Annotated in this window: 12 protein-coding genes; 11 read left to right on the top strand and 1 reads right to left on the bottom strand. The window is 47.1% G+C overall.

Annotated features, from left to right (window positions below):
- Positions 1 to 19 precede the first annotated feature (19 nt).
- From ampG to C4F37_RS13945, 9 genes are all read left to right on the top strand, one after another.
- Positions 20 to 1495 carry a muropeptide MFS transporter AmpG gene (gene ampG, locus C4F37_RS13905; RefSeq protein WP_000098442.1) on the top strand — a complete coding sequence of 492 codons (1476 nt, stop codon included), beginning with the start codon at positions 20 to 22 and terminating at the stop codon, positions 1493 to 1495.
- A 459-nt stretch (positions 1496 to 1954) separates the two neighbouring features.
- Positions 1955 to 2902 (top strand): cytochrome o ubiquinol oxidase subunit II, encoded by a 948-nt coding sequence (gene cyoA / locus C4F37_RS13910; protein ID WP_001239434.1) that lies wholly within the window; start codon positions 1955 to 1957, stop codon positions 2900 to 2902.
- A 21-nt stretch (positions 2903 to 2923) separates the two neighbouring features.
- Complete coding sequence (gene cyoB, locus C4F37_RS13915) at positions 2924 to 4915, top strand: cytochrome o ubiquinol oxidase subunit I (protein ID WP_000467180.1); 1992 nt, start codon at positions 2924 to 2926, stop codon at positions 4913 to 4915.
- Entirely contained in the window at positions 4905 to 5519 is a 615-nt protein-coding gene (locus tag C4F37_RS13920) for a cytochrome o ubiquinol oxidase subunit III (RefSeq protein ID WP_000179819.1), read from the top strand. The genes cyoB and C4F37_RS13920 overlap by 11 nt, the downstream gene beginning before the upstream one ends.
- Positions 5519 to 5848, top strand: a complete 330-nt coding sequence (locus C4F37_RS13925; RefSeq protein ID WP_000019796.1) for a cytochrome o ubiquinol oxidase subunit IV — start codon at positions 5519 to 5521, stop codon at positions 5846 to 5848. Before C4F37_RS13920 ends, C4F37_RS13925 begins: the two co-directional genes overlap by 1 nt.
- An 11-nt stretch (positions 5849 to 5859) precedes the next feature.
- Positions 5860 to 6750, top strand: coding sequence for a heme o synthase (cyoE, locus tag C4F37_RS13930; RefSeq protein ID WP_001773865.1), 891 nt, complete (start codon positions 5860 to 5862; stop codon positions 6748 to 6750).
- A gap of 148 nt (positions 6751 to 6898) precedes the next feature.
- Positions 6899 to 8269 (top strand): MFS transporter, encoded by a 1371-nt coding sequence (locus C4F37_RS13935; RefSeq protein WP_001538383.1) that lies wholly within the window; start codon positions 6899 to 6901, stop codon positions 8267 to 8269.
- 172 nt (positions 8270 to 8441) lie between these two features.
- On the top strand, positions 8442 to 10595 hold the full coding sequence (locus C4F37_RS13940) for an SEL1-like repeat protein (protein WP_001538382.1): 2154 nt from the start codon (positions 8442 to 8444) through the stop codon (positions 10593 to 10595).
- A 52-nt stretch (positions 10596 to 10647) separates the two neighbouring features.
- Positions 10648 to 12357 (top strand): tetratricopeptide repeat protein, encoded by a 1710-nt coding sequence (locus C4F37_RS13945; protein ID WP_001556846.1) that lies wholly within the window; start codon positions 10648 to 10650, stop codon positions 12355 to 12357.
- Positions 12358 to 12416: 59 nt separating this feature from the next.
- Here the strand turns inward: C4F37_RS13945 and yajQ are convergent, their stop codons facing one another.
- The gene (gene yajQ / locus C4F37_RS13950; RefSeq protein WP_001138904.1) at positions 12417 to 12908 is read right to left on the bottom strand and encodes a nucleotide binding protein YajQ; all 492 of its coding nucleotides are present in this window, start codon (positions 12906 to 12908) and stop codon (positions 12417 to 12419) included.
- A 167-nt stretch (positions 12909 to 13075) separates the two neighbouring features.
- Here yajQ and panE point away from each other — a divergent pair, with 167 nt between their 5' ends.
- Together panE and yajL are read left to right on the top strand one after the other, a co-directional pair.
- A complete protein-coding gene (gene panE / locus C4F37_RS13955; protein WP_001773864.1) occupies positions 13076 to 13987 on the top strand; it encodes a 2-dehydropantoate 2-reductase in 912 nt (303 codons plus the stop codon).
- On the top strand, positions 13950 to 14540 hold the full coding sequence (gene yajL, locus C4F37_RS13960) for a protein deglycase YajL (RefSeq protein ID WP_001276309.1): 591 nt from the start codon (positions 13950 to 13952) through the stop codon (positions 14538 to 14540). The genes panE and yajL overlap by 38 nt, the downstream gene beginning before the upstream one ends.
- Positions 14541 to 14556 lie beyond the last annotated feature (16 nt).

Below are 14556 nucleotides of genomic sequence, written 5' to 3' on the forward strand. Positions count from 1 at the left end.
GCTGGGCCTGTAGACGCCCATGTCCAGTCAATATTTACGTATTTTTCAACAGCCGCGTTCAGCCATATTGCTGATCCTGGGTTTTGCTTCCGGGCTACCGCTCGCCCTGACGTCCGGCACCTTACAGGCCTGGATGACGGTCGAGAATATCGATCTCAAAACCATTGGTTTCTTCTCTCTGGTAGGCCAGGCTTACGTTTTTAAATTCCTCTGGTCACCACTGATGGACCGCTACACGCCCCCATTTTTCGGGCGGCGGCGCGGTTGGCTGCTCGCCACGCAAATTCTGTTATTAGTCGCCATTGCGGCGATGGGTTTTCTCGAACCAGGCACCCAGCTCCGCTGGATGGCGGCACTGGCGGTGGTGATCGCTTTTTGCTCTGCCTCCCAGGATATTGTCTTCGATGCGTGGAAAACCGATGTGCTCCCGGCAGAAGAACGTGGTGCGGGCGCGGCAATCAGCGTGCTGGGTTACCGTTTAGGGATGCTGGTTTCCGGCGGCTTAGCCCTGTGGCTGGCAGATAAATGGCTGGGCTGGCAGGGCATGTACTGGTTGATGGCGGCGCTGTTGATCCCCTGTATTATCGCGACGTTGCTTGCACCAGAACCCACCGACACCATTCCTGTGCCCAAAACGCTGGAACAAGCGGTTGTTGCACCTCTGCGAGATTTCTTTGGTCGCAATAATGCCTGGCTTATTTTGCTTCTTATCGTGCTGTATAAGCTGGGCGACGCATTCGCTATGAGCCTGACAACCACGTTTTTGATTCGCGGCGTCGGGTTTGATGCGGGTGAAGTAGGCGTGGTTAACAAAACGCTTGGCTTACTGGCGACCATTGTTGGCGCATTGTACGGTGGGATTTTGATGCAGCGCCTGTCGCTGTTCCGTGCACTGCTGATTTTCGGCATTTTACAAGGTGCATCTAACGCCGGTTACTGGCTGCTGTCGATTACTGATAAGCATCTCTACAGCATGGGTGCAGCCGTCTTTTTCGAAAACCTCTGTGGCGGGATGGGTACATCAGCCTTTGTCGCGCTGTTAATGACGCTGTGTAATAAGTCATTTTCCGCTACTCAATTTGCCCTGCTCTCAGCGCTTTCTGCTGTAGGGCGAGTTTATGTCGGCCCCGTGGCGGGTTGGTTTGTTGAAGCACACGGCTGGTCGACATTCTATCTATTCTCCGTCGCCGCTGCCGTACCAGGGCTTATTTTGCTGCTGGTTTGCCGCCAGACGCTTGAATATACACGAGTAAATGGCAACTTTATCTCCCGTACCGAATATCCTGCAGGTTATGCCTTTGCCATGTGGACACTGGCGGCGGGTATCAGCCTGTTGGCCGTGTGGTTACTGCTGTTGACAATGGACGCGCTGGATTTGACGCACTTCTCTTTCCTGCCTGCGCTGCTGGAAGTCGGGGTTTTAGTCGCCCTTTCTGGCGTTGTGCTTGGTGGTTTGCTGGATTATCTGGCGCTACGAAAAACACATCTGACGTAATCTGTAAATATTATTTAGCTGTAGTAATCACTCGCCGTAATTATTACGGCTAAATAAACATCAGCATCGCTTATTAATATTTGTTCTTTTGTGCGGCTTAGCGTTTGGAAATTATTGACGCAATTTATGAATTCTATTTTTCTTACACGATTCAGCTAATGAGTCCTTATTTTCTCACCACCCAGTTGTCACCTCAATGATAATTATTTGTTAAATAATTGTTTTATTTTATATTGATTATACCAATTGCCCACCCAAACTCCTTCTGCACTCCCCTTTCGTTATAACGCCCTTTTGCAACAGCTTCTTAAAATCAACTTGATATGTTTTGCAACATATGTGACCTGACAGCCAAATCCAAGTAACAGGAATTTAATCATGTTTACAGTAATGTAACCTTCCCGTAAAATGCCCACACACTTTAAACGCCACCAGATCCCGTGGAATTGAGGTCGTTAAATGAGACTCAGGAAATACAATAAAAGTTTGGGATGGTTGTCATTATTTGCAGGCACTGTATTGCTCAGTGGCTGTAATTCTGCGCTGTTAGATCCCAAAGGACAGATTGGTCTGGAGCAACGTTCACTGATACTGACGGCATTTGGCCTGATGTTGATTGTCGTTATTCCCGCAATCTTGATGGCTGTTGGTTTCGCCTGGAAGTACCGTGCGAGCAATAAAGATGCTAAGTACAGCCCGAACTGGTCACACTCCAATAAAGTGGAAGCTGTGGTCTGGACGGTACCTATCTTAATCATCATCTTCCTTGCGGTACTGACCTGGAAAACCACTCACGCTCTTGAGCCTAGCAAGCCGCTGGCACACGACGAGAAGCCCATTACCATCGAAGTGGTTTCCATGGACTGGAAATGGTTCTTCATCTACCCGGAACAGGGCATTGCAACCGTGAATGAAATCGCTTTCCCGGCGAACACTCCGGTGTACTTCAAAGTGACCTCCAACTCCGTGATGAACTCCTTCTTCATTCCGCGTCTGGGTAGCCAGATTTATGCCATGGCCGGTATGCAGACTCGCCTGCATCTGATCGCCAACGAACCCGGTACTTATGACGGTATCTCCGCCAGCTACAGCGGCCCGGGCTTCTCAGGCATGAAGTTCAAAGCTATTGCAACACCGGATCGCGCCGCATTCGACCAATGGGTCGCAAAAGCGAAACAGTCGCCGAACAGCATGTCTGACATGGCAGCGTTCGAAAAACTGGCCGCGCCTAGCGAATACAACCAGGTGGAATATTTCTCCAACGTGAAACCAGACTTGTTTGCCGATGTGATTAACAAGTTTATGGCTCACGGTAAGAGCATGGACATGACCCAGCCAGAAGGTGAGCACAGCGCACATGAAGGTATGGAAGGCATGGACATGAGCCACGCGGAATCCGCCCATTAAAGGGGTTGAGGAAGAATAAAGATGTTCGGAAAATTATCACTTGATGCAGTCCCGTTCCATGAACCTATCGTCATGGTTACGATCGCTGGCATTATTTTGGGAGGTCTGGCGCTCGTTGGCCTGATCACTTACTTCGGTAAGTGGACCTACCTGTGGAAAGAGTGGCTGACCTCCGTTGACCATAAACGTCTCGGTATCATGTATATCATCGTGGCGATTGTGATGTTGCTGCGTGGTTTTGCTGACGCCATTATGATGCGTAGCCAGCAGGCTCTTGCCTCGGCGGGCGAAGCGGGCTTCCTGCCACCTCACCACTACGATCAGATCTTCACCGCGCACGGCGTGATTATGATCTTCTTCGTGGCGATGCCTTTCGTTATCGGTCTGATGAACCTGGTGGTTCCGCTGCAGATCGGCGCGCGTGACGTTGCGTTCCCGTTCCTCAACAACTTAAGCTTCTGGTTTACCGTTGTTGGTGTGATTCTGGTTAACGTTTCTCTCGGCGTGGGCGAATTTGCGCAGACCGGCTGGCTGGCCTATCCACCGCTATCGGGAATAGAGTACAGTCCGGGAGTCGGTGTCGATTACTGGATATGGAGTCTCCAGCTATCCGGTATAGGTACGACGCTTACCGGTATCAACTTCTTCGTTACCATTCTAAAGATGCGCGCACCGGGCATGACCATGTTCAAGATGCCAGTATTTACCTGGGCATCACTGTGCGCAAACGTACTGATTATTGCTTCCTTCCCAATTCTGACGGTTACCGTCGCGTTGTTGACCCTGGATCGCTATCTGGGCACCCATTTCTTTACCAACGATATGGGTGGCAACATGATGATGTATATCAACCTGATTTGGGCCTGGGGCCACCCGGAAGTTTACATCTTGATCCTGCCTGTATTCGGTGTGTTCTCCGAAATTGCGGCAACCTTCTCGCGTAAACGTCTGTTTGGTTATACCTCGCTGGTATGGGCAACCGTCTGTATCACCGTGCTGTCGTTCATCGTCTGGCTGCACCACTTCTTTACGATGGGTGCGGGCGCGAACGTAAACGCCTTCTTTGGTATCACCACGATGATTATCGCCATCCCTACCGGGGTGAAGATCTTCAACTGGCTGTTCACCATGTATCAGGGCCGCATCGTGTTCCATTCTGCGATGCTGTGGACCATCGGTTTTATCGTCACCTTCTCGGTAGGCGGTATGACTGGCGTGCTGCTGGCAGTACCGGGCGCGGACTTCGTTCTGCATAACAGCCTGTTCCTGATTGCGCACTTCCATAACGTGATCATCGGCGGCGTGGTCTTCGGCTGCTTCGCAGGGATGACCTACTGGTGGCCTAAAGCGTTCGGTTTCAAACTGAACGAAACCTGGGGTAAACGCGCGTTCTGGTTCTGGATCATCGGCTTCTTCGTTGCCTTTATGCCACTGTATGCGCTGGGCTTCATGGGCATGACCCGTCGTTTGAGCCAGCAGATTGACCCGCAGTTCCACACCATGCTGATGATTGCAGCCAGCGGTGCGGTACTGATTGCGCTGGGTATTCTCTGCCTCGTTATTCAGATGTACGTTTCTATTCGTGACCGCGACCAGAACCGTGACCTGACTGGCGACCCGTGGGGTGGCCGTACGCTGGAGTGGGCAACCTCTTCCCCGCCTCCGTTCTATAACTTTGCCGTTGTGCCGCACGTTCACGAACGTGATGCATTCTGGGAAATGAAAGAGAAAGGCGAAGCGTACAAAAAGCCTGACCACTATGAAGAAATTCATATGCCAAAAAACAGCGGTGCCGGTATCGTCATTGCGGCTTTCTCCACCATCTTCGGTTTCGCCATGATCTGGCATATCTGGTGGCTGGCGATTGTTGGCTTCGCAGGCATGATCATCACCTGGATCGTGAAAAGCTTCGACGAGGACGTGGATTACTACGTGCCGGTGGCAGAAATCGAAAAACTGGAAAACCAGCATTTCGATGAGATTACTAAGGCAGGGCTGAAAAATGGCAACTGATACTTTGACGCACGCGACTGCCCACGCGCACGAACACGGGCACCACGATGCAGGCGGAACCAAAATCTTCGGATTTTGGATCTACCTGATGAGCGACTGCATTCTGTTCTCTATCTTGTTTGCTACCTATGCCGTTCTGGTGAACGGCACCGCAGGTGGGCCGACAGGTAAGGACATTTTCGAACTGCCGTTCGTTCTGGTTGAAACTTTCTTGCTGTTGTTCAGCTCCATCACCTACGGCATGGCGGCTATCGCCATGTACAAAAACAACAAAAGCCAGGTGATCTCCTGGCTGGCGTTGACATGGTTGTTTGGTGCCGGATTTATCGGGATGGAAATCTATGAATTCCATCACCTGATTGTTAACGGCATGGGTCCGGATCGCAGCGGCTTCCTGTCAGCATTCTTTGCGCTGGTCGGCACGCACGGTCTGCACGTCACTTCCGGTCTTATCTGGATGGCGGTGCTGATGGTGCAAATCGCCCGTCGCGGCCTGACCAGCACTAACCGTACCCGCATCATGTGCCTGAGCCTGTTCTGGCACTTCCTGGATGTGGTTTGGATCTGTGTGTTCACTGTTGTTTATCTGATGGGGGCGATGTAATGAGTCATTCTAACGCAAGCAGCGGCGCATCCCATGGCAGCGTAAAGACCTACATGACAGGCTTTATCCTGTCGATAATCCTGACGGTAATTCCGTTCTGGATGGTGATGACAGGGGCTGCCTCTCCGGCCGTAATTCTGGGAACAATCCTGGCAATGGCAGTGGTACAGATTCTGGTGCATCTGGTGTGCTTCCTGCACATGAATACCAAATCAGATGAAGGCTGGAATATGACGGCGTTTGTCTTCACCGTGCTAATCATCGCTATCCTGGTTGTAGGCTCCATCTGGATTATGTGGAACCTCAACTACAACATGATGATGCACTAAGAGCGGCGGTTATGATGTTTAAGCAATACCTGCAAGTAACGAAACCAGGCATCATCTTTGGCAACCTGATCTCGGTGATTGGGGGATTCCTGTTGGCCTCAAAGGGCAGCATTGATTATCCCCTGTTTATCTACACGCTGGTTGGGGTGTCACTGGTTGTGGCGTCGGGTTGTGTGTTTAACAACTACATCGACAGGGATATCGACAGAAAGATGGAAAGGACGAAGAATCGGGTGCTGGTTAAAGGCCTGATCTCTCCTGCTGTCTCGCTGGTGTACGCCACCTTGCTGGGTATTGCTGGCTTTATGCTGCTGTGGTTTGGCGCGAATCCGCTGGCCTGCTGGCTGGGGGTGATGGGCTTTGTGGTTTATGTCGGCGTTTATAGCCTGTACATGAAACGTCATTCTGTCTACGGCACCTTGATTGGTTCGCTCTCCGGCGCTACGCCTCCGGTGATCGGTTACTGTGCGGTAACCGGCGAGTTCGATAGCGGCGCAGCGATCCTGCTGGCTATCTTCAGCCTGTGGCAGATGCCTCACTCTTATGCCATAGCCATTTTCCGCTTTAAGGATTATCAGGCGGCAAACATTCCGGTACTGCCGGTGGTGAAAGGCATTTCGGTGGCGAAGAATCACATCACGCTGTATATCATCGCCTTTGCCGTTGCCACGCTGATGCTCTCTCTTGGCGGCTACGCTGGGTATAAATATCTGGTGGTCGCCGCTGCGGTGAGCGTCTGGTGGTTAGGCATGGCTCTGCGCGGCTATAAAGTTGCTGATGACAGAATCTGGGCACGCAAGCTGTTCGGTTTCTCTATCATCGCCATCACTGCCCTCTCGGTGATGATGTCCGTTGATTTTATGGTGCCGGACTCGCATACGCTGCTGGCTGCTGTGTGGTAACACAACCTCTCAGTTAAAAAGGTGCTACGGCACCTTTTTTCTTAGCATTAGAATCATATCCCTCTCGAAATATTTACTAAAAAATCCGCATGTTTACCCCATTCGTTTGCCGCTTTACACTAGTCGCGAATTTAAAACAGAGGTGGTAATGAACGATTATAAAATGACGTCAGGTGAGCGGCGCGCGACCTGGGGTTTAGGCACCGTTTTCTCGTTGCGCATGCTGGGCATGTTCATGGTTCTGCCGGTTCTGACCACGTACGGCATGGCTCTGCAAGGTGCCAGCGAAGCATTAATCGGTATTGCCATTGGTATTTATGGTCTGACTCAGGCCGTTTTTCAGATTCCGTTTGGCCTGCTTTCAGACCGCATTGGTCGCAAACCATTAATTGTCGGTGGGCTGGCGGTGTTTGCCGCCGGTAGCGTTATCGCTGCGCTCTCTGACTCCATCTGGGGAATTATTCTGGGCCGGGCGCTACAAGGCTCCGGTGCGATTGCCGCTGCCGTTATGGCGCTGCTTTCCGATCTCACGCGCGAACAAAACCGCACCAAAGCGATGGCGTTTATCGGCGTGAGCTTTGGCATTACCTTTGCCATTGCGATGGTGCTTGGCCCGATCATCACTCACAAACTTGGGCTGCACGCGCTGTTCTGGATGATCGCTATTCTGGCAACAACCGGCATTGCGTTGACCATTTGGGTTGTGCCCAACAGTAGCACTCACGTACTTAATCGTGAGTCCGGAATGGTGAAAGGCAGTTTCAGTAAAGTGCTGGCGGAACCGCGGCTGCTGAAACTCAACTTTGGCATTATGTGTCTGCATATTTTGCTGATGTCGACCTTTGTTGCCCTGCCCGGACAGATGGCTGATGCGGGGTTCCCGGCGGCTGAACACTGGAAGGTCTACCTGGCAACGATGTTAATCGCCTTTGGCTCGGTCGTGCCTTTCATTATCTACGCTGAAGTTAAGCGCAAAATGAAGCAAGTCTTTGTCTTCTGCGTCGGGTTGATCGTGGTTGCGGAAATTGTGTTGTGGAACGCACAAACGCAGTTCTGGCAACTGGTGGTCGGCGTGCAGCTTTTCTTTGTGGCGTTTAATTTGATGGAAGCCCTTCTGCCTTCACTTATCAGTAAAGAGTCGCCAGCAGGTTACAAAGGTACGGCGATGGGTGTTTACTCCACCAGCCAGTTTCTTGGCGTGGCGATTGGCGGTTCGCTGGGTGGCTGGATTGACGGCATGTTTGACGGTCAGGGCGTATTTCTCGCTGGCGCAATGCTGGCCGCAGTGTGGCTGGCAGTCGCCAGTACCATGAAAGAACCGCCGTATGTCAGCAGCTTGCGCATTGAAATCCCGGACAACGTGATGGCAGATGAAAAACTGGAAAAAAGCTTACTGACAACGCCTGGTGTCAAAGATGTACTGCTGGCGAAGTTAGAGCATAGCGTCTATGTGAAAATAGACAGTAAAATCACCAATCGCTTCGAAATAGAGCGAGTTATCAACGAAGTATCTTATTAAATATTAAGCACGGTGCTATTCATGAACAGCACCGTGCTTCGTCACGTCATTATTCTTTAAATCCCACATTATTAAAACTTCATGTAATTCCATAAAACTGGACGATTCGATCAGAAGTAAATTATACTTTTTCCGAAAATCAGGGATAAATTATTCATATGGAGAATATATTATGGTAAAACCATTACTTACTATTATCACTCTATTGTATTGCGCCAGTTCATCAGCAAAAAGTGGATCCCCTCCCGCAAGCACTATAACTTTCATCGCACAAATCGAGCATGTTGAGCTAAATAAAACAGCATTATCTCATGATATGAAACTCATTCTTGCCGATCGTTTTTATTTCAAGACCAGTAATCCTTGTGAAACAAATTCAATTTCCGCTCGACCAGAATCAATGGGCATTACTGACAAAGCCTATGCCGACAAACTAAGAAATTTAGAAACTCCTTTTCTTGATGATCGCTATTTCTTTATGACCATCAATCAGTGTGACGGTAATGGTAGCCCCATGCTGACAGATATAAAAGTATGTACAACAGAATTATGTGGTGCTGAATATACAAAGAAAATACCTACTGTATGGCTTGATGAAACATTAAAACCAACTGCTAAACGCCTAGCAATTTATTTTATTCAATCTCCTTTACCCTATGACGATAAGAAAAAACAATGGAAAGTTACCGGATGGTATATCTCATCAACTGATAATCCGTCTTCAACTAAACAGATTGCATTTGAAGGATATACAGACACAGATAACTTCTCCAATTCTAAATTTATTTCTTCATTTCAATCCTGGTTTGAAAATGGAAAGATAAAAAGCATTGTTAACTATAATCCACAAGGAGAAAGAGATGGAAAATACGAAAGTTATTACAATAGCAATGGTAATGTCTATGAATCTCTAAGTTTTTCTAATGGACTTATCAACGGCGAGTATATTACATATTATGAAAATGGGACCATTGAAAATAAACGTTATTTTAATAACGGAAAAATTAAAGATGGTGAATGCCCTCATTTTTATGAAGATGGAAAAATCAAACAGCAACATAGCTATCTGAATAGTAAACTCGATGGTCCGGCATATGAATATTATCCTGATGGCAAACTCATGCAGGAAAATTTCTATCAGCAAAGTGAGTTGATTGGAAAAGATACCAGTTACTACCAATCAGGAAAAATAAACTCTATACACAATAGAAATTCCCGTGGTCAGTATGATGGAATTAACGAACGTTATAGTGAGGAGGGTAAGTTACTGTCTAAATCCGTCTATAAAGACGGAAAACAAATTTCTGTTCAAACCTGGTATGAAAATGGGCAGAAAGAAGAGGAGAAACATTTTGATGAGCAAGGCCAATTAAATGGTTTGGTTAAGCAATGGTATAAAAATGGAAATCTTGCAAAATCACAAAACTATAAACATGACATACTCGATGGTGATAGTGAAGAGTGGTACGAAAATGGCATCCCTGAGAGTCTGTATCCTTATAAGAATGGAAAAACCGACGGCGTTGCCAAATCATGGAATAAGTATGGTAAATTAACCTATTCAATCGAATACAAAAATGGCGTAGAGAATGGGGTATATCGTAACTGGAGCAAAAACACAGGTAAACTAACCAAAGAAACCCAGTACGTCAATGGTATCAGGCAGGGCGTGGAAAAAGAGTTTAACGATCGCACGGGTAAACTATTAACCGCCACGCAATACGTTAATAATAAACGAAATGGCACGGAGGAAACTTATGATCAAAATGGAATAAAATATATTACGTGCTATCAAAATGATGAGGAATTATCGTCTTTATACACTCCAACACAAATAAAAGATAATGCAACAAAAGGCAACTCCAGCGCTCAATTTACATTAGGAAAATACGAATTCACCTGTGCAAATATAGATGAAGGGATTAAATGGTTAACCAAATCGGCAGAGCAAAAAAACACTGATGCGATATACTTTTTAGCTACAGCCTACAAAGGCAATGGCATACCTGCAAACAATGAAAAATACATAACATATCTGCAACAAGCAGCAATGCTGGGCAATAGTAATGCACAGGCGGAAATTGGCTATTTATATCTCATCGGAAAAGAACTACCACAGAATCTGCCTGATGCTGGTGTCTGGTTTAAAAAAGCAGCTGCTCAGGGTAATTTTGTTGCACATTTCTACCTGGGAAGAATGTATCAAAATGGTGATGGCGTTGAGAAAAATATGGAAAAAGCCAGGTTTCATCTATCTAATGCAGCAGAAGGTGGAATAAAACCTGCGCTTAAAGCATTAAATGAACTTGAACATCAAACAAAATAAAGCGTTCAGGGACCATGTAAGGTTCATTAAACAGAAAAGGATATGGATTGCGATGAAAGTGAAATCTACTTTGTTATTAATAATTTTATCTGTGTTTTATTCTCATCAGGTTTTATCCAGCGCCCCCACTCAGCCGGATGTTTATTCTGTCGTCGAGCAAAAACTTAACTCTGCTTTACCTCTGAAAGAAAATACTACCTTCAGATCGCAGGCTGAATGGTTCAATTTGCAATATAAATTATTAGTATCTGGCTACCCTGAACGTGCTTACAATTTACTGAGCAAACTTGAAACAGAATCGAAAAACGCTAAATATTATCTAGATTTAACTGCCTCCAGAGTCGCTGAAGAAGGAGCACCAGAGACTGCCTTAACTTTTTTATCAAAAATTGGGTTAAATAAACCGGCAACTCTTACATCCTTTGAGAGCTATATCAATAGCTGGATAAAAAGCAAACAACCCGATAAGGCTATGCAACTTCTCAGTCTCGATGACAATGCCCTGCATTATTATTTACCTACTGTGTTAGTCGCATATCAGAGCGATCCTGACAAGGCAATAAGTATTTATAATAATGTATATGGTGACAATGTTATTATACCCTATCAGCAAGCCACCATGTTACTTACAGTTGCGGAGGGTTATCAAACAAAAGGCGATATAAAAAACGCTATTCATTATGCCGATAATGCGCTGAATATGTTTGGCAGTCGTGAATCCCATTATGGTGATGAGTATTTGAAACTCATGAATATCTACGCTACCAATGGCAACAAAGAAAAAGCGGTAGTTTTATCTCAACGTCTACAAAAAGCCATCACCGAATCTCAATCGAATTACTTAAGTACTCTGGAAGGAATTTTACTGTTTTATAGAAATAATGATATGCAGCAAGACTATCAAAAAAGCCTTTCAAATTACATAGTATTTATTGATAAAACCTTTGCCTTTTCCCCATCAACAAGAAGTGAATTAAGCCTCATTAATTTATTAAATTCATTAAATGAGGTGGAATTGATGAAAAAACGTCTGGTGCTTCTGATGACAGCACCAGAATACACTTGTTATGATAGTCAGTATTGTTATGAAGACAAAGTCAGCGCATTAAAAACCCTGCATAGTCATCAGGATAATGAGCTAATGGACAAATATTTCACGACTCTTCTTAAAGAGATCAGTAATCAACCATTAGAAGACTGGGATATAATAATAAGTAATACCGGTGAAAAATTTAGTGAGGTGGGACTAACCAAATATGCTCAACATCTCGCATCTTTCGCTGAAGAATTTTATATAAAAGAGCAAAAATCACATTCTGAAAGTGAAATGAGAGGACTATTTTCATCACTTGCCGAAATATATAGTTTTGGTAACGATACTGCCAGCGCAAACCGAGTGTTGCATCAACATGTCCCTGCCTTCAATACAGATCATATGATTCAATATTATATAAATGCCAAAGAATGGAACAATGCCAGGGAATTATTGATAAAAGAGGAAATGTTGGGTATGCATAATCTGATATTGTTGGAGAACATTTGTATGCAGAAAACTGCACAATGCATGGCACACATTACCTTTACGCTCAACAAATTGACAACACAACCTGCAATAACAAAAAAAGATAGCGTGGGTAATGAGCAACTTTATCAGATTGGCAAAATCTACCATAAGCTGGGAGTTAAACCAGAGCCAAAGCAGCAGGCTTTAATTCAGTCGCTTTATGACCAGGCATCAGGAAGCACCTCTTCAACTCAATAAACACATGGTCAAAAGGGCCACCACGGTGGCCCTGACAATCAATAGCTATATCCAGAAAGTTAATCGCGGAAGTTTTTGAACTGGAACGGCTGACCCAGATCGCCACCACGTACCATCGCCATGACAGCCTGTAAATCATCACGAGATTTACCCGTTACGCGGATCTCATCGCCCTGAATTTGCGCCTGCACTTTCAGTTTGCTGTCTTTGATCATTTTGACGATTTTCTTCTGAGTCGCGCTCTCAATGCCCTGTTTCAGTTTCGCTTCCACAAACCAGGTTTTACCGCTATGAACGATATTTTCCGGTACATCCAGTGAACTGCCTTCAATGCCGCGCTTCAGCAACTTGGCACGCAGAATATCCAGCAACTGATTGACCTGGAAGTCGGACTCGCTCAACACTTTGATGGTTTTGCTGGCGTCATTCAGCTCAAATGAGGCTTCAACGTTACGGAAGTCAAAACGGGACTCCACTTCGCGGCTCGCGTTATCGACCGCGTTACGTGCTTCCTGAAGATCAACTTCAGAGACAATATCGAAAGATGGCATCTTTTCCTCTCCCTTCATTTTTGATGCGAAGCATAATACCTGCAAAGTTAAATAACCAACAGTCCTGCACCAGGACGTATCCCTTAATTGTGCATAGTCGCAACAGCATGCACAATTAAGGGATAGCCTTATTGAACACCCGGAGTGGTTGCGGGTGAGGAGGAACAATGAAAATTACCGTATTGGGATGCGGTGCCTTAGGGCAATTATGGCTTACAGCACTTTGTAAACAGGGTCACGACGTTCAGGGCTGGCTGCGCGTACCGCAACCTTATTGTAGTGTGAATCTGGTTGAGACAGATGGTTCTATATTTAACGAATCGCTGACCGCCAACGATCCCGATTTTCTCGCCACCAGCGATCTGCTCCTGGTGACGCTGAAAGCATGGCAGGTTTCCGATGCCGTCAAAAGCCTCGCGTCCACACTGCCTGTAACCACGCCAATACTGTTAATTCACAACGGCATGGGCACCATCGAAGAGTTGCAAAACATTCAGCAGCCATTACTGATGGGCACCACCACCCATGCCGCCCGCCGCGACGGCAATGTCATTATTCATGTGGCAAACGGTATCACGCATATTGGTCCGGCACGGCAACAGGACGGCGATTACAGTTATCTGGCGGATATTTTGCAAACCGTATTGCCTGACGTCGCGTGGCATAACAATATTCGCGCCGAGCTGTGGCGCAAGCTGGCAGTCAACTGTGTGATTAATCCACTGACCGCCACCTGGAATTGCCCGAATGGTGAATTACGTCATCATCCGCAAGAAATTATGCAGATATGCGAAGAAGTCGCGGCAGTGATCGAACGCGAAGGGCATCATACTTCAGCAGAAGATTTGCGTGATTACGTGATGCAGGTGATTGATGCAACAGCGGAAAATATCTCGTCGATGTTGCAGGATATCCGCGCGCTGCGCCACACCGAAATCGACTATATCAATGGTTTTCTCTTACGCAGCGCCCGCGCGCATGGGATTGCCGTACCGGAAAACACCCGCCTGTTTGAAATGGTAAAAAGAAAGGAGAGTGAATATGAGCGCATCGGCACTGGTTTGCCTCGCCCCTGGTAGTGAAGAGACTGAAGCCGTCACCACTATCGATCTGCTGGTTCGCGGCGGTATCAAAGTCACCACTGCCAGCGTCGCCAGCGATGGTAACCTGGCGATTACCTGCTCGCGCGGCGTGAAGCTGCTGGCGGATGCGCCGCTGGTTGAAGTGGCTGATGGCGAATATGACGTGATTGTGCTGCCTGGTGGCATCAAAGGCGCAGAGTGTTTTCGCGATAGCACCCTGCTGGTTGAAACCGTTAAACAGTTCCACCGTTCCGGGCGTATCGTCGCGGCTATTTGCGCCGCGCCAGCCACCGTGCTGGTCCCGCACGATATCTTCCCGATTGGCAATATGACCGGCTTCCCGACGCTGAAAGACAAAATACCCGCCGAACAATGGCAGGACAAGCGCGTCGTCTGGGATGCACGGGTAAAATTGCTGACCAGCCAGGGGCCAGGTACAGCTATCGACTTTGGTCTGAAAATTATCGACCTGCTGGTTGGGCGCGAGAAAGCCCATGAAGTGGCATCACAACTGGTGATGGCGGCAGGGATTTATAATTATTACGAGTAGTGTCGGATGCGGTAAA

Origin of the sequence: Escherichia sp. R1 (assembly GCF_003000935.1) — a bacterium.
GTDB classification, from domain to species: Bacteria; Pseudomonadota; Gammaproteobacteria; order Enterobacterales; family Enterobacteriaceae; genus Escherichia; species Escherichia coli.